Source organism: Ancylobacter amanitiformis (assembly GCF_030814815.1).
GTDB classification, from domain to species: domain Bacteria; phylum Pseudomonadota; class Alphaproteobacteria; order Rhizobiales; family Xanthobacteraceae; genus Ancylobacter; species Ancylobacter amanitiformis.
The window spans coordinates 150812-167528 of sequence record NZ_JAUSVR010000007.1 but is presented as its reverse complement, the minus strand read 5'-3'; the positions used below and the strand labels follow the sequence as shown (position 1 = coordinate 167528).

Genomic DNA, 16717 nt, shown 5'->3' with positions numbered 1-16717 from the left:
ACTCCCGCCCGCGAAACTCCCGCCCGCGAAACTCCGCCCGCAAGACTCCCGCCCGAAAGAGCCCCCGCCATGGTCCATACGCGCATCCGCCCTTTCAACACCCGGGCCACCTATCCCGAGCAGAAGCTCGACAATGATCTGTGTCAGGCGGTGGTGGCGCGCGGCACCATGGTGTTCCTGCGCGGCCAGATCGCGCAGGACCTCGACACGCGCGAGAGCGTGCATATCGGCGATGCCGGCCAGCAGGCCGCCAAGGCGATGGCCAATATCAAGATGCTGCTGGAGGAAGCGGGCAGCGACCTCAGCCATATCTGCCGCGTGGTGATCTACCTCACCGATATCCGCCACCGCGAGGCGGTGTATCAGGAGATGGGCAAATGGCTGAAGGGCGTGTTCCCGGTCTCCACCGGCCTCGTGGTCTCGGCGCTGGCCCGGCCGGAATGGCTGGTCGAGATCGAGGTGACGGCCGTCATCCCCGACGTCGCCTGAACGGGAGGCCCGCGTGACCTTCTCCATTTCCGCCCGCTGCGCCGCCACGGGCCGGTTCGGCATCGCCGTTTCCTCCTCCTCGCCGGCGGTGGCGGCGCGCTGCGCCCATGCCCGCGCCGGCGTCGGCGTGGTCTCCACGCAGAACATCACCGATCCCACTCTCGGCCCCAAGGGGCTCGACCTGCTGGCGCAGGGTCTCTCGCCGGACGAGGTGCTGGCGCGTTTCGCGGCGGAGGCGCCATTCTTCGACTACCGGCAGGTCGTGGTGCTGGGCCGGGCGGGGCCGGCCGCCAGCCATTCCGGCGCGAAGACGCTCGGCATCCATGCCATCGCCTCTGGCCGGGATGTCGCGGCGGCGGGCAACCTGCTCGCCTCGACCGGCGTGCCGGCGGCGATGGTCGCGGCCTTCGAGGCGCTTCACGAGGCCGATCTCGGCGACCGGCTGGTGGCGGCGATGCAGGCGGGCGTGGCGGCCGGCGGCGAAGCGGGGCCGGTGCACTCGGCCGGCCTCATGATCGTCGACACGGTGGCCTGGCCGGTCGCGGATTTGCGCATCGACTGGTCGGAGGGCGACGTGATGGCCGAGCTTGCCGCGCTATGGGCGCTGTGGAAGCCGCAGATGGACGCCTATGTCACCCGCGCGCTCGACCCCACCACGGCGCCGTCCTATGGCGTGCCGGGCGATCGATAGCCCCGGATGAGAGAGGCGCAGACCCGATGCCGTTCACCCGTCCCGCACTGAAACTCACCCATGAGGGTGCGCTGGCCATGCTGGCCGCCGCCATCGCCCGGGCGAACGAACTGGGCGTGCCGCAGAACATCGCCATCGTCGACGAGGGCGGAAACCTCCTCGCCTTCGTGCGCATGGACGGCGCGAAGCTGCTCTCGCGCGAGACCTCGCTGTCCAAGGCGATCACCGCCGCCTCGCACCGCCAGCCCTCCGCGCGGCTCAACCCGGCGGACGAGATCAAGCTGTCGCTGGCCGCCGGGCAGCGCCTGACCAATCTGGAGGGCGGGCTGCCCATCCTCCTCGACGGCGTCTGTGTCGGCGGCATCGGCGTCGGCTCGGGCACGGGCGCGCAGGATGTGGATGTCGCCCGCGCGGGGCTGGCCGCCATCGGCGCGCGGGATCCGCTTCTGTGAGCGCCCCCCGGCCGGTCCATATCCTGGTCCTCAGCGGGCCCAACACCAATCTCTACGGGCTGGACCCGCACGGGCCCTATGGCGCGCTGACGCTGGACGACATCGCGCAGGCCTGCCGCGCGGGCGCGCAGGCGCAGGGCGGCACCGTCGATTTCCGCCAGTCCAACAGCGAGGGCGAACTGGTGGACTGGGTGCAGCAGGCGCGCGGCACGGCGGACGGCATCGTCATCAATGCGGGCAGCCTGTCCTACACATCCATCGCCCTGCGCGACGCGCTCGCGGCGATCGCGGCGCCGGCGATCCAGGTTCATGTGAGCAACGTGTTCACGCGCGAGCCCTTCCGTCACCATTCGCCGCTCTCCTCGGTGGTGACGGGCTGCATCTTCGGCCTCGGCCCGGACGGCTACGCGCAGGCCGTCGCGGCGCTGATCGCCGCGATCCGCCGGGCGGACTGATCGGGAGCGGGGCATGCCCGCCGGCACGCGCGGGCGGATGCTTGACCGGGTGGCGGCATCGGCGCACGTCACGTGGACGAACATCGCCTGCCGCGACCATCGCCCCACGAGTCGCCCCACGAGATCGCCTCACGAGATCGCCATGGACATCCTGTCGGCGCACGATATCGAGGCCCTGTTCCGCCTGCTGGTGGCGGCGGCCTGCGGCATGCTCATCGGCATCAATCGGGACCTGCGCGGCAAGCCCACCGGCATGCGCACGCTCGGCCTGGTCTCGATGGGCGCGGCGCTGGTCGCCCTCACCGCGATGCGGGTCGACGGCATTGCCGGCCATCCCGATGCCACCAGCCGCGTGGTGCAGGGCATTATCCAGGGCATCATGACCGGGATCGGCTTTCTCGGAGCCGGCGTGGTGCTGCGCAAGCGCCATTCCAGCCGCGTGCATGGCCTCACCACGGCGGCGAGCGTATGGGTGACGGCGGCGCTCGGCATCGCCTGCGCCCTCGCCTCCTGGCACCTCATCGTCATGGGCATCGCCGTCGCCCTGATGCTGCTGGTGCTGGCGCTGCCGATCGAGCGCTTCATCGAATCCCGCGCCGGCGTGCCGGTGCGCCGGCATGGCGCCACGCCGCCCGCCAGCGGCAGCGACGGAACGCGCGAGCCGCCCGCGCCGCCATCCGCGCCGCCATCGTCGGCTTTGTGACGAACTGTTGACAACCCCTTATACTCAGATCTAGCATAAGCTCGAAATGCCGGGCACGTCGCCCGGTCTTCTTTGGACCAAATTATACTCAAAAAGAGCATAAGGGAGGGTGCAATGCTGGACGTGAACACCGCCGCCCGTGTCGATCCGGCCGAGGGCTTCGCTCCGGTTTCCACCGCCGCGCCCGCCATGGCGCGCGAAACCACGCTTGACACCGCTTCCCCGCTGCCGTTGCCGCATCTCTATGCGCGGGTATCCCGGCACATCACCCCGGCGGAGTGGCCGCTGATCGCCCGCGACGTCGAGGCCATCGAGCAGTTGAAGCGCGCGCGCAACGCCGTCGTGCTCGGGCATAATTATCAGGCCCCCGAGATCTTCAACACGGTGGCGGACATTGTCGGCGACAGTCTCGCGCTAGCCCGCGAGGCGGTGAATGTGGATGCCGACGTGATCGTCATGGCCGGCGTGCACTTCATGGCCGAGACCGCCAAGCTGCTGAACCCCTCCAAGACCGTGCTGATGCCGGACATGCGCGCGGGCTGCTCGCTGGCCGATAGCATCACCGCGGCGGATATCCGCCTGCTGCGCCAGCATTATCCCGGCGTGCCCGTCGTCACCTATGTCAACACCTCCGCCGAAGTGAAGGCCGAGAGCGATTATTGCTGCACCTCGGGCAATGCCGTGAAGGTGGTGCGCGCCGTGGCGAGGGAATGGGGCGTGAACCGCATCCTCATGCTGCCGGACGAGTATCTCGCGCAGAATGTGCAGAAACTGGTGCCGGAGATCGAGCTGATCGCCTGGAAGGGCCATTGCGAGGTGCATGAGCGCTTCACCCCGCAGGACATCCGCGACCTGCGCGAGGCCCATCCCGGCATCGTCGTGCTCGCCCATCCCGAATGCCCGCCGGAGGTGGTGGCAGAGGCCGATTATGCCGGCTCCACCGCCGGCATGGCCGATTACGTGCGCGACGAGAAGCCGGCCCGCGTCGTGCTCATCACGGAATGCTCGATGGCCGACAATGTCGCGGTCGGCCATCCCGAAATCGACTTCGTGCGCCCGTGCAACCTGTGCCCGCACATGCGGCGGATCACGCTGCCCAATATCCGCCGGGCGCTGGAGACGATGACCCACGCGGTCGAGATCGACCCGGCCATTGCCGACCGGGCCCGCCGCGCGGTCGAGCGCATGCTCGCCATTTCCTGAAAGGCTTCCTGCGTTGCGCCATTCGCCCGAGAATATCGTCGTGGTCGGCGGCGGGGTCGCCGGCCTCGCCACCGCGTTGCGCCTCGCCCCGCTTCCCGTGACGCTGGTGGTTGCCGCCCCGCTCGGCGCGGAGGCCGCCACCGGCTGGGCCCAGGGCGGCATCGCCGCCGCCATCGGCGATGACGACCGGCCCGATTATCACGCCATCGACACGCTCAAGGCCGGCGCCGGCCTTTCCGAGCCCGTCGTGGCGCGTCGCGTCGCGTCGGCCGCGCCCGGCGCCATCGACTGGCTGCTGCAACTCGGCGCGCCGTTCGACCGCGCGCCGGACGGGCGCCTCGCGCTGGGGCTTGAAGCCGCGCATTCGCGCCGGCGCATCGTCCATGCCGGGGGCGACGGCACCGGCCGCCTCGTGCTGGAAACGCTGACCATGGCCGCTCGCGCCTGCCCGACGATCGAGGTGATCGAGGGCGTGCGCGCCTGCGAATTGCTCCCCGATGAGGCCGGCGCCGTGCGCGGCATCGCGCTGCGCGACCGTGCCGGGCGCGTGACCGGCCTGCCCGCCCACGCCGTGGTGCTGGCGACCGGCGGCATGGGCGGGCTCTACGCCTCCACCACCAACCCGCTCGGCGCCGTCGGTTCCGGCCTCGCGCTCGCGGCGCGGGCAGGCGCCATGCTGCGCGACATGGAGTTCGTGCAGTTTCACCCGACGGCGATCGTCACCGCCGCCGATCCGGCCGGGGCGGACCTTCTGGGCGGCCCCGCACCCATGCCGCTGGCGACCGAGGCGCTGCGCGGCGAGGGTGCCAAACTGTTCAACGATTGTGGCGAGCGCTTCATGCTGGAGGTGCCGGGGCAGGAACTCGCCCCGCGCGACGTGGTCGCCCGCGCCATCTTCGCGCAGAACGCGGCAGGCCGCCACGTGGTGCTCGACGCGCGGCTGGCGGATGTGGAGCGGCGTTTTCCCGGCGTCGTCGCGCTCTGCCGCGCGCACGGGCTCGATCCGGCGCGGCAGCCCATTCCGGTGCGGCCGGCGGCGCATTACCATATGGGCGGTATCAATGTGGATGATGCCGGGCGTTCCAGCGTCCCGGGGCTGTGGGCCTGTGGCGAGGTCGCCTCGACAGGGCTGCATGGCGCCAATCGCCTCGCCAGCAACTCGCTGCTGGAGGCGCTCGCCTATGCCGGATGGATCGCCGCCGACATTGCCGGACGCGAGGCCGGCGCGGGGACGGCGCGCGCGCCTTCCCCGGCGCGGGCAGCCTCGCTCGCCCGTGCGGAAATTCGCGCGCTGATGGATAGTCATGTCGGCGTGGTGCGCGAGGCGTCGACGCTGGAGGCCGCCGCGCAGCGGCTCGGCGAACTCAACGCGCGGGACGGCGACGACCTCTCGCTGGTCGCGATCATGGTCACACAGGCGGCGCTGCGCCGCACCGAGAGCCGGGGCGGGCATTTCCGCGCCGATCATCCCGCCCCCGCCGCCCTCGCCCGCCATTCGGAGACCGCGCTGGCCGAGACCCGCGCCCCCCATGTGCGGCAGGTGGCCTGAGCCGGCCTGAGCCGGCCGGAGCCGGCCGGAGCCCCTTGCGCTCCTTGCCGGGAGCGCCCACCCGCCGGCCGGTGCCCCAATCATCCCGAGACGAGTAGGCCCATGATCTCGCCCTCCAATACCTCGCTTTCTCCCATCAGCACGCTTTCTCCCCTGCCCCGCCTGCTGGTCGAGCCGCTGGTGCGCGCCGCGCTGCTGGAGGATCTCGGCCGGGCCGGCGATGTCACCACCGATTCGGTGGTGCCGGCCGATGCCCGCTTCGAGGCGGTGATCGCCTCGCGCCAGCCCGGCGTGATCGCCGGCATCGATGCGGCGGTGATCGCCTTCGAACTGATCGATCCCGCGCTCAGGGTCGCGATCGAGCGCGGCGACGGCAGCGTGGTGGCGCCCGGCGATGGGGTGCTGCGGCTGTCGGGCGCGGCGCGCTCCATCCTCACCGCCGAGCGGGTGGCGCTGAACATTGCCTGCCGCATGTCCGGCATCGCCACCGCCACCGCCGGCCTGGTCGAGATCGCCCGCCGGCACGGCACGGCGCAGATCGTCTGCACCCGCAAGACCACGCCCGGCCTGCGCGCGCTGGAGAAGCACGCGGTGAAGGCGGGCGGCGGCTCCAATCACCGCTTCGGGCTGGATGATGCGGTGCTGATCAAGGACAACCACATCGCGGTGGCGGGCGGCGTCGCCATCGCCATCCAGCGCGCCAAGGCCCATGCCGGGCATCTCGTGAAGATCGAGGTGGAGGTCGACACGCTCGCCCAGCTTGACGAGGCGATGGCGGAGGGTGTCGACGCGGTGCTGCTCGACAACATGACCCCCGCCATGCTGGCGCAGGCCGTCGCCATCGTCGGCGGGCGAGCGCTCACCGAGGCGTCCGGCCGCGTCTCGGCCGAGACGGTGGGCGCCATCGCGGCGAGCGGGGTGGACCTCATCTCGGTCGGATGGATCACCCATTCCGCGCCGATCCTCGATCTGGGTCTGGACGCGGCGCGCGCGTGAGGGATTTGGCCGACGACCCTTGCGCTGGGTCCCGGATCGGCGCTCCGCCTGCGGCGACACGTGCCCGGGACACCGGATCTTCCGTTTCCCGGACAAACTGCACGCAGGGCGGTGCCGATCCGGGATCCCGCGCGAAACGCCTTGGCCGAATCCACCGCCCCGACCAAGGTCGGATGCCAATTCACCCGCAAGCGCACCCTTCTGCCCTTGAAACAAGCATGCTTTTGTGCGATGCATATATCCGTCTGCTAATGTTCATGCGGGAGAGACCGACAGTCCTCCCAGGACACGTGTCGGCGCCGACGGAGCAACCCCCCAGGAAACTCTCAGGCACCACGGACCGCATGATCAGGACAATCTGGAGAGAGGCGTCGGCGCCGGGATAACGGCGCTGGACGTCCACCGAAGGGGAAGCCCGGGATTTCCGGACGGCGTCGCCGTCCATCTCGGGGCGAGCTCTCAGGTACCGCGACAGATGGGGACAGCCGGCTGGAACGCCGAGGTGGAAACACCGGGGTTCGAGCCTAGTCGTCCTCCAGCGCGGGAGTTCCCCATGCGCCAGATCGCCGTTATCGGCGCCGGCATCACCGGCATCACCACCGCCTATGCCCTCAACGAGAAGGGCTACGACGTCACCGTCATCGATCGCCAGCGCTATGCGGCGATGGAGACCTCCTTCGCCAATGGCGGTCAGCTTTCGGCCTCCAATGCCGAGGTGTGGAATTCCTGGTCGACCGTGCTCAAGGGCATCAAGTGGATGCTCGTTCCCGACGCGCCGCTGCTGATGAACCCCAAGCCCTCCTGGCACAAATATAGCTGGATGGCCGAGTTCCTCGCCAATATTCCGAACTACACGGCGAACACGGTCGAGACCACGCGCCTCGCCATCCAGGCGCGCCGCCACATGTTCGACATCGCCGCGCGCGAGGGCATCGACTTCAACCACGAGACGCGCGGCATCCTCCACATCTATCGCGACAAGGCGGCCCAGGACAGCGCCCGCGCCGTTTCCGCGCTTTATGCGCAGGGCGGGCTGGAGCGCCGCGAGGTGACGCCCGCCGAGATCCGCGCCATCGAGCCGACCGTGCATGGCAACTTCTATGGCGGCTTCTACACCCCCTCCGATTCCACCGGCGACATCCACAAATTCACCTTCGGCCTCGCCGAGGTCTGCCGTCGAAAGGGCGTGCGCTTCATCAACGAGGCGAGCGTCGAGCGGGTGCGGCATACCGGCGCCGGCGCCGACGGCACCGGTGTCGAGATCACCCTCACCGTCGCCCCCGAGGCGGAGGACGGTGCCGCGACCCATGAGACGCTGGCCTATGACGCGGTCGTGGTCTGCGCCGGCGTCGGCTCGCGCGCCCTTGCCGCCCAGTTCGGCGACCGGGTGAACGTCTATCCCGTCAAGGGCTACTCGATCACCGTGATGCTCGACGACGAGCAGAGCCAGAACGCGGCCCCCTGGGTGAGCCTCCTGGACGACAAGACCAAGATCGTCACCTCGCGCCTCGGCAAGGACCGCTTCCGCGTCGCCGGCACGGCCGAATTCAACGGCGAGAATCGCGATATCCGCGCCGACCGCATCCGCCCGCTGACCGACTGGGTGCGCAAGCTGTTCCCCGGCGTGTCGACCGAGCGCGCGGTGCCGTGGGCGGGCCTGCGCCCGATGATGCCGGACCTGATGCCGCGCGTCGCCGCCGGCGCCCGGCCGGGCGTGTTCTACAATACCGGCCACGGGCATCTCGGCTGGACGCTCTCCTGCGCGACCGCCGAAATCATCGCCGCCAAGGTGGAAGCCGCCCTGCCGATCGAGGCCCCGGCACCGCTGCTGCGCATGGCGGCGGAGTGATACGGCCATAAACCTGCCTTCGGCAGACTTATGGCGCGGCTCCCGATCAGTCATGTGCCCCGCACAGCTTGTCCGGGGGAACAGGTGGCCCTTGTCGCCGCTAACGTGAGCGGCGCGGCGTTCGTCCGGTCGACAGCTGTTTCCCGGACAAGCGACGGCGAAGCCGGAGTGCCGATCCGGGATCCAGTGCACAGTTCCGCTCGCCCGGCGAGCGCCTCATGATACCTTCCGTCGCGGAGGCCTCGCATGGAGCGCTATGCCGTCTATATCCTCGCCAGCGCGCGCAACGGGACGCTCTATGTCGGCGTCACCAGCGACCTTACCCGGCGCATGATGCAGCATCGCTCCGGAGAAGTGCCCGGTTTCACCGCACGCTACCGGGTGCGGTTGTTGGTTCACGTCGAGTTTTACGGTTCGATCGACGAGGCGCGCTCACGCGAGGCGCTCCTCAAGCGCTGGCGCCGGGAGTGGAAGCTTCACCTGATCGAGGCGGGCAATCCTGGATGGGACAATCTGGCGGAGCGACTGCTGGATTGAGATCGCGACGGAGGAGGGTGGTGACTGCCTTCGGCAGGCCTCTTGCGCTGGACCCCGGATCGACGCGGCGCTCCGCGCCGCTTGTCCGGGGAACACCTTGCCGGACGCCCCCGCGTCGATCGGGGCGCCCGGTCTCACAACCCTCCCCGACGCGAGCGGGCGACGGCGCTCACAGCTGCGTCGTGCGCAGCCGCAGCGCGTTGCCGATGACGCTCACCGAGGAGAGCGACATGGCGAGCGCCGCCACCATGGGCGAGAGCAGCAGGCCGAAGACGGGATAGAGCACCCCGGCCGCGATCGGCACGCCGGCGACGTTGTAGACGAAGGCGAAGAACAGGTTCTGGCGGATGTTGCGCATGGTCGCCTGCGACAGGCGGCGCGCGCGCAGGATGCCGCCGAGATCGCCGCGCAGCAGCGTCACCCCCGCGCTCTCGATGGCGACATCGGTGCCCGAGCCCATGGCGATGCCGACATCGGCGCCGGCGAGCGCGGGCGCGTCGTTCACCCCGTCGCCCGCCATGGCGACGATGCGCCCCTCCGCCTTCAGCCGCTCGACCACCGCCGCCTTCTGGTCCGGGGCGACCTCCGCCTCGACCTCGGTGATGCCGAGGCGGCGCGCCACCGCCTGCGCGGTCACGCGGTTGTCGCCGGTAAGCATGACGACGCGGATGCCGGCGGCCGCGAGATCGGCCAGCGCCTGCGGCGTCGTCGCCTTGATCGGGTCGGCAATGGCGAGGGCCGCCGCCGCCGTGCCGTTGATGGCGACCAGAATGACGCTGGCGCCCTCGCGGCGCAGCTCGTCGGCGGGCGCGGCGAGCGCGGCCGTGTCGATGTTCAGCTCGGTGAGAAAGGCCGCGCTGCCGAGCGCCACGCGCTTGCCCTCGACCAGGCCATAGGCGCCCTTGCCGACCGGGGAATCGAAGCCGCGCACCTTGGGGATATCGATCCCGCGCGCCTGCGCCAGTGCAACCACCGCGCGGGCGAGCGGATGCTCGGACAGGCGCTCGACCGCGGCGGCGAGCCGCAGCACCTCGGCCTCGGCAAAACCTTCCGCCGGCAGGATGGCGGTGACGGAGGGCGCGCCTTCCGTGAGCGTGCCGGTCTTGTCGACCACCAGCGTGTCGACCTTTTCCAGCCGCTCCAGCGCTTCGGCATTCTTGATAAGCACGCCCAGCTGCGCCCCGCGCCCGACCCCGACCATGATCGACATCGGCGTGGCGAGCCCCAGCGCGCAGGGGCAGGCAATGATCAGCACCGCCACCGCCGCGATCAGCGCATGGGCGAGGCGCGGGTCCGGGCCGACACTCGCCCAGGCGATGAAGGCGAGCACCGCGCAGGCCACCACAAGCGGCACGAACCAGCCGGCGACCCGGTCGGCAAGGCGCTGGATCGGCGCGCGCGAGCGCTGCGCCTCCGCCACCATCTGCACGATGCGGGCAAGCACGGTATCCCGCCCCACCCGCGCCGCCTCGATCACGAGGCCGCCCGAGCGGTTGAGCGTGCCGCCGATGACGGCATCGCCCGGCAGCTTGGTGACCGGCATGGATTCACCGGTCACCAGCGATTCATCGAGCGCCGAACGGCCCTCGATCACCTGTCCGTCGACCGGCACCTTCTCGCCCGGCCGCACGCGCAGCCGGTCGCCGACCACGACCTGATCGAGCGCGATCTCCTCCTCGCGCCCGTCCGCCGCGATGCGCAGGGCGGTCTTCGGCGCGAGGTCGAGCAGGGCGCGGATGGCGCCCGAAGTCTGCTCGCGGGCGCGCAGTTCCAGCACCTGGCCGAGCAGCACCAGCACGGTGATGACCGCCGCCGCCTCGAAATAGACCGCGACCGAGCCGTCCATGGCGCGGAAGGCGGGCGGGAAGATGCCGGGCGCCAGCACCGCGACCACGCTGTAGAGATAGGCGACGCCGGTGCCGATGGCGATCAGCGTGAACATGTTGAGGTTGCGCGTCACCAGCGACTGCCAGCCGCGCACGAAGAACGGCGCGCCCGCCCACAGCACGACAGGGGTCGCCAGCGCCAGCTGGATCCAGTGGGAGGTGCCCGGCGGCAGGAGGTGTTGCAGCGCCGGAACCAGATGCCCAGCCATTTCCAGCGCGAAGACCGGCACGGCCAGCACGAGGCCGATCCAGAACCGGCGCGTCATGTCGATCAGTTCGTGGTTGGGCCCATCGTCGAGACTGACGAGCATCGGCTCCAGCGCCATGCCGCAGATCGGGCAGGTGCCGGGGCCGATCTGGAGCACCTCCGGATGCATCGGGCAGGTATATTCCGTGCCCTCCGGCACCGGCTCGGATGACGCGCCGCGCCCTTCCAGATAGGCGCCGGGATCGGCGACGAACTTGGTGCGGCAGCCATTGCAGCAGAAATAATAGGTGCGCCCGCCATGCTCCGCCCGATGCTGGGCGGTGTGCGGGTCGACCTCCATGCCACAGACCGGGTCCTTGGCCATATTCGCGTGCGAATGCGCCTGCGGGTTTCCGTGCGCGTGTCCGTGCGCGTGTCCGTGCGCGTGTCCGTGCGCGTGTCCGTGCGCGTGTCCGTGATCGTGCGAATGGGCAGGCGCGGCGGCGTGATCATGATGATGATCGCCACCGCAGCAGGCTCCGCCGGTGGCCGGATCGGTGACGAGGCTCTTGCCAGGATCTGCGCCGTGATCCTTACCGTGATCCTTGCCATGATCCTTGCCATGATCCTGGGCCGAAGGATCGTGATCGCCGTGAGCCATGGCACCCTCCTTATACCCCACATGGGTATATGACCCTTGCGATATATACCCCGCATGGGTATATGGCAAGCATGCAGGATCACACACGCAAGGCTTGCCTGAAGCGCCTCAGCCGGATCGAGGGGCAGGTGCGCGGCCTCTCGCGCATGCTTGAGGACAACCGCTATTGCATCGACATCGTCACCCAGGTGGCGGCGGTGCGGGCGGCGCTGAAGAAGGTGGAGGAAGAGGTGCTGCGCGACCATGTCGCCCATTGCGTCGAGCACGCCATACGCTCGGGCGACGCCGACCAGCAGCGCCAGAAGGTCTCCGAGCTGATCGAGGTTCTGGGCAAGCTGAAGGGCTGAACGCCGGACGCCGACGATCCCGGCGGCCCGCCTGCGCTATTTCTCGACCGGGCCGCGAAAGACGAAGCGGCGCGAGAGCGTGAAATTGATCGCCAGCCCGGCAATGGAGCCGGCGGCAACCGCCAGAACGGGGTGCTCGCGGGCGAGCGGCCAGCCGGCGATCAGCGCCGAGTAGGTTCCGTAATAGACGAGGAACCCCATGAAATTGGCGCCGAGAAAATCGAGAAACTGGCGCAGCAGCGGCCGCTTCGCCCGGTGGGCGAAGGTCCAGATGCGGTTGAAGAACCAGGTGCAGCTCGCCGCCGCGAACCACCCGATCAGGCCGGCGGCATAGAGGTTCGCCAGCTGGCTCGCGGCATGGGTCACGCCGGCATTGACGACGAAGCCCAGCCCGCCGACGCAGCCGAAGCGGAAGAATTCCTTGAGCGCGAGCCGGGAGACCGCCATCAGGCGTCCTCGCGCTTGCGCCGGCCCGGCGCGAGCGGGCGCACGGGCGGAATGGCGAGATAGGCGAGCCGCTTCATCTCGTGCCGGCTGGTCGTGCTCATGTCGAGGATGAGGCCGCAGAACAGGCTCAGCACGGCGACGATCGCCAGCCCCACCACGGCGATGGCGGTCGGCAGGCGCGGCACCAGGCCGGTCTCGACATAGGTATAGAACAGCGGAATGCTGAACAGGAAAGCCGCGGCTCCCAGCACCGCCGCCGCCACGCCGAAGAACAGCATGGGACGTTCATTGCGCACCAGATTGGCGATGAGGCGCAGGATGCGCGCGCCGTCGCGATAGGTCTTCAGCTTGCTGAAGGAGCCGGCCGGCCGCTCGATATAGACGGTTGGCACCTCCGCGCACGGCATCCGCAGCCCCAGCGCATGCACGGTCAGCTCGGTCTCGATCTCGAAACCGTGCGACATGGCCGGGAAGGACTTCACGAAGCGCCGCGAGAAGATCTTGTAGCCTGACAGCATGTCGGAGAACTGGCGCCCGAAGATGAACTGCACCAGCGAGGTCAGCGCCCAGTTGCCGAAGCGGTGGCCGGCACGGTAGGCGGCCTGCGCCTCGGCGATGCGCGCGCCGTTGAGAAAGTCGAGATTTTCCGCGATCACCCGCTCCAGCATGGCCGGCGCGGCATCGGGATCATAGGTGGCGTCGCCATCCACCAGCACGTAGAGATCGGCATCGACATCGGCGAACATGCGCCGCATCGCATGGCCCTTGCCCTGCCGCAGCTCGCTCATCACCTCCGCCCCGGCCTCCCGCGCGAAATCCGCGGTGCGGTCGCTGGAATTGTTGTCGCAGACATAGACCGTGGCGTCGGGCAGCGCCCGGCGAAAGCCGGACACGGTGGTGCCGACGGTCAGTTCCTCGTTGTAGCAAGGAATGATCACGGCGATGCGCGGCGAGATACCGCGCGACGGGCTCACAGCATCAGGCACGGTGGGCTTCCCCAATCTTTCGACGGCAGGCGTTTCAATGCTTAGCCATCAGCCCCCCGTTCGCACAAGCGTGCAGGACAGCAGCCGGCCCATCCGGGTGAGGATCGGCACGCAATCCTGCGGGTCCGCCCGCAATCCGTAGGACGCAAGCGTGTCCGCCGAACGCTCCGCGGGGTGATCATCCGGCGCGAGCGTGCGCAGCGGGCCGGCATGGGCATCGAGCTTCGCGCGGACGATCCCGCCCAGCCCGCTCCCGGGTTCCACCGGCAGGTTGCCCTCGATCCGCACGAACGTGTCGGAAGCGGGAAAGAAGGGAATGACATAGGCGATCGGCCCGCCCGAGAGCATGACGAACAGCGTGTTTTCCTGCCCGATCTCGTCCGGCAGGCGAACCTCGTACCAGTCGTCGCCGAACGGCACCCGCCCCCAATCGGGGCTCACATTGACCCGCGCGATGGCCACGACCATCAACGCCGAACACAGCAGAAGCAGCACATGCCGCCGCATGATAACGGAGAGCAGCAGCATCAGCACCAGCGGCGCCAGTTGCTCCAGCGCCACCACGTAGCGCTGGATTCCGAACATGAACAGCCAGAGCGTGAAGGACACGACGAAGAAGGTCGGCAGCAGGATCACGGCGCGCGGGTCGAACAGCGCCTCCGCCGACCCGGCACCCCGCGCCTGGCTCGCCTCCCGCCGAAAGGCGACGACGGCCAGCGCCAGCAGCAGCACGATCGGCACGAGAGTGAAGCGCAGGTCGACGAAATACAGCTCGCTGGTCGGGTGCATGCCGGCGGGCCACTGCCAGAAATAGCTCAGCGCCTCGCCCAGCCCCTTCGGCTTGAAGCGCTCGTCCTGCATCGCCGAGGGCGGGTAGAGCGGGGACTGGAAAATGTTGTTGTAGATTGGGAAAAGCGGGTTGCCGAACTGCTTCCAGAGATAGGCGTTCCACAGGCCGCCCACGGGAAGATACGTCAGCACCGCCGCGCCCCCGGCGAGGACAAGCGGCACGAGGAAACGCCGCCGCTCCACCGCCATGATCGCCGCCACCCAGCCGATGACATAGAAGGCATTGGTCAGCTTGAGGCCCACCACCACGCCGAGCAACACGCCCGCCAGCACATAGGCCCGCCGGCTGAAGCGATCCGCGAGCAGCACCAGCAGCGCCGCCAGCACCAGGCCCGCGCTGGCATTGTCATTGAACGTCGTGCCGATCTCCGACAGGAACATCGGCGCCTTGAAGGCCCCGACGCAGGCCAGCAGACCGACGGCCAAGCGCAGGCTCCGCCGGCGGCGCGCCTCGCGGCCGAGCGAGACGACCGCGAGCCCGAACACCGTCACCAGCGGCAGCGCCGAGAGCGCCGACAGCGCTGCCGTGGCAAGGCGCGGGCTGGTCTGCGTGATCAGGAAATACGGCAGCAGCGAGCCGGCCGGGTTGAACCAGCTTTGCATCTGCGCGGCGGCGACATCCAGCGCCAGACGCCCGTGGAGCAGCGCATAGACGCCGTAATAGTGATAATTGCGCTGGTCCCAGTTGGTATCCTGCCCCAGTCGCAGCCCATGGACCACGCACACCACCACCGCGATGAGCGCGACCACCCAGACCTCCCGGCGGATGGGGGTGTTCGTCAGGCGGGCCAGAATCCCGTCTCGGCTGATACCACTCATCCTGTCTTCCGGCTGCAGGGGTCGCGCCCGTGGCCACGGCGGCGGGCGAACGGGGGCGTTTCAAGCTGGGGCGCGGGGCCCCCCTCAACGCGCATAGATCTCCCTGTACTGCTCGCGCAGCAGGTTCTTCTGCACCTTGCCCATGGTGTTGCGCGGCAGGTCGTCGACGAAGAACACCCGCTTGGGGCATTTGAAGCGGGCGAGCCGGCCCTCCAGCGCGGCCAGCACCGCCTTTTCGTCCAGCGCCGCATCGGGGCGCGCCACCACGACCGCCGTCACCCCCTCGCCGAAATCGGCATGCGGCACGCCGATCACCGCGCTCTCGATCACCCCGTCCAGTGCATCGATCTCGCTCTCCACTTCCTTGGGGTAGACGTTGTAGCCGCCGGTGATGACAAGGTCCTTGCCGCGCCCGACGATCTGCACATAGCCCGCCGCGTCGATCCGCCCGAGGTCGCCGGTGACGAACCAGCCCTCGTGAAACTCGGCCGCCGTCTTTTCCGGCATCCGCCAATAGCCCTTGAACACGTTCGGGCCCTTCACCTCGATCATGCCGATGGCGCCGATGATCAGTTCGCGCCCGTTCACCGCGTCCACCACCCGCACGCTCACCCCCGACAGGGGCAGGCCCACCGTGCCGGCAAGGCGCGCGCCCTCATAGGGGTTGGAGGTGTTCATGCCGGTCTCGGTCATGCCGTAGCGTTCGAGTATGGCATGGCCGGTCCGCGCCTGCCATTGCCGGTGCGTCTCGGCCAGCAGCGGCGCCGAGCCGGAAATGAACAGCCGCATGTTCACCGCCGCCGCGGGCGTGAGGCCCGGCGATCTCAGCAGCCGGACATAGAAGGTCGGCACGCCCATCATCACGCTGGCCCGGTCCATCAGTGCCAGGATCAGATCGGGGTCGAACCGCGGCAGGAAGATCATCGAGGCGCCGGCCATCAGCGTCACGTTGGTGGCGACGAACAGGCCGTGGGTGTGGAAGATCGGCAGGGCGTGGATCAGCACGTCGTCCGGGGTGAAGCGCCACGCCTCCGTCAGCGCCAGCGCGTTGGACGCGAGGTTGTCATGGGTGAGCATCGCTCCCTTGGAGCGGCCGGTGGTGCCGGAGGTGTAGAGCAGCGCCGCGAGCTCGTCCGGCCCGCGCGCGACATCGTCGAAATGCGGGGCGGCGGCATCGGCGGCATCGGCCAGGCTGCCCCGGCCCTGCGCGTCAAGCGTGAGCACCCGACCAACGCCGGCTGCCGCCGCCACAGGCGCCAGCGCCTCCTCGCTCGCGGGATCGCACACGAAGACCGCAGGCTCCGCATCGCCGAGGAAATACGCCACTTCGGGCGGGGTATAGGCGGGGTTCAGCGGCAGGAACACACCACCCGCCCGCACCGTGCCGAGATAGGCGAAGATCGCCTCCAGGCTCTTTTCCACCTGCAGCGCCACCCGGTCGCCGGGCGCGAGGCCCAGCGCGATGAGGGCATTGGCGTATTGCGCCGACCGCCGCTCGAGATCGGCATAGGTGTGGACGGAACCGTCCGGCGCCTCGGCGAAAGGGCGCGAGAGGTCCGGCTGGCGGGAGCGGACAAGGTCGAACAGACGATTGGTCATGGTACCAGAGCT

At 69.3% G+C, this 16717-nt stretch carries 17 protein-coding genes and 2 riboswitches; of the genes, 12 read left to right on the top strand and 5 right to left on the bottom strand.

Annotated elements, in window-relative coordinates; translation table 11 throughout:
* The first annotated feature begins 69 nt into the window (after nucleotides 1-69).
* From QOZ99_RS12680 to QOZ99_RS12635, 10 genes are all read left to right on the top strand, one after another.
* Nucleotides 70-489, top strand: a complete 420-nt coding sequence (locus QOZ99_RS12680) for a RidA family protein (RefSeq protein ID WP_306890343.1) — start codon at nucleotides 70-72, stop codon at nucleotides 487-489.
* Nucleotides 490-502: 13 nt separating this feature from the next.
* Entirely contained in the window at nucleotides 503-1180 is a 678-nt protein-coding gene (locus QOZ99_RS12675; RefSeq protein ID WP_306890342.1) for a DUF1028 domain-containing protein, read from the top strand.
* 26 nt (nucleotides 1181-1206) lie between these two features.
* The gene (locus QOZ99_RS12670) at nucleotides 1207-1632 is read left to right on the top strand and encodes a GlcG/HbpS family heme-binding protein (RefSeq protein ID WP_306890341.1); all 426 of its coding nucleotides are present in this window, start codon (nucleotides 1207-1209) and stop codon (nucleotides 1630-1632) included.
* Complete coding sequence (locus tag QOZ99_RS12665) at nucleotides 1629-2087, top strand: type II 3-dehydroquinate dehydratase (protein ID WP_306890340.1); 459 nt, start codon at nucleotides 1629-1631, stop codon at nucleotides 2085-2087. The genes QOZ99_RS12670 and QOZ99_RS12665 overlap by 4 nt, the downstream gene beginning before the upstream one ends.
* Nucleotides 2088-2229: 142 nt before the next feature.
* The gene (locus QOZ99_RS12660; RefSeq protein WP_306890339.1) at nucleotides 2230-2790 is read left to right on the top strand and encodes an MgtC/SapB family protein; all 561 of its coding nucleotides are present in this window, start codon (nucleotides 2230-2232) and stop codon (nucleotides 2788-2790) included.
* 114 nt (nucleotides 2791-2904) lie between these two features.
* On the top strand, nucleotides 2905-3993 hold the full coding sequence (nadA, locus tag QOZ99_RS12655) for a quinolinate synthase NadA (RefSeq protein ID WP_370876844.1): 1089 nt from the start codon (nucleotides 2905-2907) through the stop codon (nucleotides 3991-3993).
* Nucleotides 3994-4006: 13 nt separating this feature from the next.
* Complete coding sequence (locus tag QOZ99_RS12650; protein ID WP_306890338.1) at nucleotides 4007-5542, top strand: L-aspartate oxidase; 1536 nt, start codon at nucleotides 4007-4009, stop codon at nucleotides 5540-5542.
* A gap of 102 nt (nucleotides 5543-5644) precedes the next feature.
* Entirely contained in the window at nucleotides 5645-6538 is an 894-nt protein-coding gene (nadC, locus tag QOZ99_RS12645; protein WP_306890337.1) for a carboxylating nicotinate-nucleotide diphosphorylase, read from the top strand.
* A 250-nt stretch (nucleotides 6539-6788) separates the two neighbouring features.
* Nucleotides 6789-6891, top strand: a riboswitch (glycine riboswitch).
* Between the two features lies 1 nt (nucleotide 6892).
* Nucleotides 6893-7017: riboswitch (glycine riboswitch) on the top strand.
* A 74-nt stretch (nucleotides 7018-7091) separates the two neighbouring features.
* The gene (locus tag QOZ99_RS12640; RefSeq protein WP_306890336.1) at nucleotides 7092-8387 is read left to right on the top strand and encodes a D-amino acid dehydrogenase; all 1296 of its coding nucleotides are present in this window, start codon (nucleotides 7092-7094) and stop codon (nucleotides 8385-8387) included.
* 246 nt (nucleotides 8388-8633) lie between these two features.
* A complete protein-coding gene (locus QOZ99_RS12635) occupies nucleotides 8634-8924 on the top strand; it encodes a GIY-YIG nuclease family protein (protein WP_306890335.1) in 291 nt (96 codons plus the stop codon).
* A 169-nt stretch (nucleotides 8925-9093) separates the two neighbouring features.
* On the opposite strand, the gene QOZ99_RS12630 is transcribed toward QOZ99_RS12635, so the two are convergent.
* Nucleotides 9094-11358, bottom strand: a complete 2265-nt coding sequence (locus QOZ99_RS12630) for a heavy metal translocating P-type ATPase (protein WP_306890334.1) — start codon at nucleotides 11356-11358, stop codon at nucleotides 9094-9096.
* On the opposite strand from QOZ99_RS12630, the gene QOZ99_RS12625 reads away from it, so the two are divergent.
* Both QOZ99_RS12625 and QOZ99_RS12620 read left to right on the top strand, forming a co-directional pair.
* Nucleotides 11317-11691: a hypothetical protein gene (locus tag QOZ99_RS12625; protein WP_306890333.1), complete on the top strand. Its 375-nt coding sequence runs from the start codon at nucleotides 11317-11319 to the stop codon at nucleotides 11689-11691. The genes QOZ99_RS12630 and QOZ99_RS12625 overlap by 42 nt on opposite strands.
* A 38-nt stretch (nucleotides 11692-11729) precedes the next feature.
* A complete protein-coding gene (locus tag QOZ99_RS12620; RefSeq protein WP_306890332.1) occupies nucleotides 11730-12005 on the top strand; it encodes a metal-sensitive transcriptional regulator in 276 nt (91 codons plus the stop codon).
* A 36-nt stretch (nucleotides 12006-12041) separates the two neighbouring features.
* Here QOZ99_RS12620 and QOZ99_RS12615 read toward each other — a convergent pair whose 3' ends face one another.
* The 4 genes from QOZ99_RS12615 to QOZ99_RS12600 form a co-directional block, all read right to left on the bottom strand.
* Entirely contained in the window at nucleotides 12042-12452 is a 411-nt protein-coding gene (locus QOZ99_RS12615) for a GtrA family protein (RefSeq protein WP_306890331.1), read from the bottom strand.
* Nucleotides 12452-13438: a glycosyltransferase family 2 protein gene (locus QOZ99_RS12610; protein WP_306890330.1), complete on the bottom strand. Its 987-nt coding sequence runs from the start codon at nucleotides 13436-13438 to the stop codon at nucleotides 12452-12454. The genes QOZ99_RS12615 and QOZ99_RS12610 overlap by 1 nt, the downstream gene beginning before the upstream one ends.
* Nucleotides 13439-13486: 48 nt before the next feature.
* Nucleotides 13487-15106, bottom strand: coding sequence for a glycosyltransferase 87 family protein (locus tag QOZ99_RS12605; protein ID WP_306890329.1), 1620 nt, complete (start codon nucleotides 15104-15106; stop codon nucleotides 13487-13489).
* An 84-nt stretch (nucleotides 15107-15190) separates the two neighbouring features.
* A complete protein-coding gene (locus tag QOZ99_RS12600; protein WP_306890328.1) occupies nucleotides 15191-16705 on the bottom strand; it encodes a malonate--CoA ligase in 1515 nt (504 codons plus the stop codon).
* Between the last annotated feature and the right edge of the window lie 12 nt (nucleotides 16706-16717).

What these genes read in the sequence shown, in the direction of transcription:
- QOZ99_RS12600 (WP_306890328.1), bottom strand. Translation starts at nt 16,705, where the DNA reads ATGACCAATCGTCTGTTCGACCTTGTCCGCTCCCGCCAGCCGGACCTC.
- QOZ99_RS12605 (WP_306890329.1), bottom strand. Translation starts at nt 15,106, where the DNA reads ATGAGTGGTATCAGCCGAGACGGGATTCTGGCCCGCCTGACGAACACC.
- QOZ99_RS12615 (WP_306890331.1), bottom strand. Translation starts at nt 12,452, where the DNA reads ATGGCGGTCTCCCGGCTCGCGCTCAAGGAATTCTTCCGCTTCGGCTGC.
- QOZ99_RS12680 (WP_306890343.1), top strand. Translation starts at nt 70, where the DNA reads ATGGTCCATACGCGCATCCGCCCTTTCAACACCCGGGCCACCTATCCC.
- nadA (WP_370876844.1), top strand. Translation starts at nt 2,905, where the DNA reads ATGCTGGACGTGAACACCGCCGCCCGTGTCGATCCGGCCGAGGGCTTC.
- QOZ99_RS12630 (WP_306890334.1), bottom strand. Translation starts at nt 11,358, where the DNA reads ATGGAGGTCGACCCGCACACCGCCCAGCATCGGGCGGAGCATGGCGGG.
- QOZ99_RS12620 (WP_306890332.1), top strand. Translation starts at nt 11,730, where the DNA reads ATGCAGGATCACACACGCAAGGCTTGCCTGAAGCGCCTCAGCCGGATC.
- QOZ99_RS12660 (WP_306890339.1), top strand. Translation starts at nt 2,230, where the DNA reads ATGGACATCCTGTCGGCGCACGATATCGAGGCCCTGTTCCGCCTGCTG.
- nadC (WP_306890337.1), top strand. Translation starts at nt 5,645, where the DNA reads ATGATCTCGCCCTCCAATACCTCGCTTTCTCCCATCAGCACGCTTTCT.
- QOZ99_RS12670 (WP_306890341.1), top strand. Translation starts at nt 1,207, where the DNA reads ATGCCGTTCACCCGTCCCGCACTGAAACTCACCCATGAGGGTGCGCTG.
- QOZ99_RS12640 (WP_306890336.1), top strand. Translation starts at nt 7,092, where the DNA reads ATGCGCCAGATCGCCGTTATCGGCGCCGGCATCACCGGCATCACCACC.
- QOZ99_RS12625 (WP_306890333.1), top strand. Translation starts at nt 11,317, where the DNA reads ATGCTCCGCCCGATGCTGGGCGGTGTGCGGGTCGACCTCCATGCCACA.
- QOZ99_RS12635 (WP_306890335.1), top strand. Translation starts at nt 8,634, where the DNA reads ATGGAGCGCTATGCCGTCTATATCCTCGCCAGCGCGCGCAACGGGACG.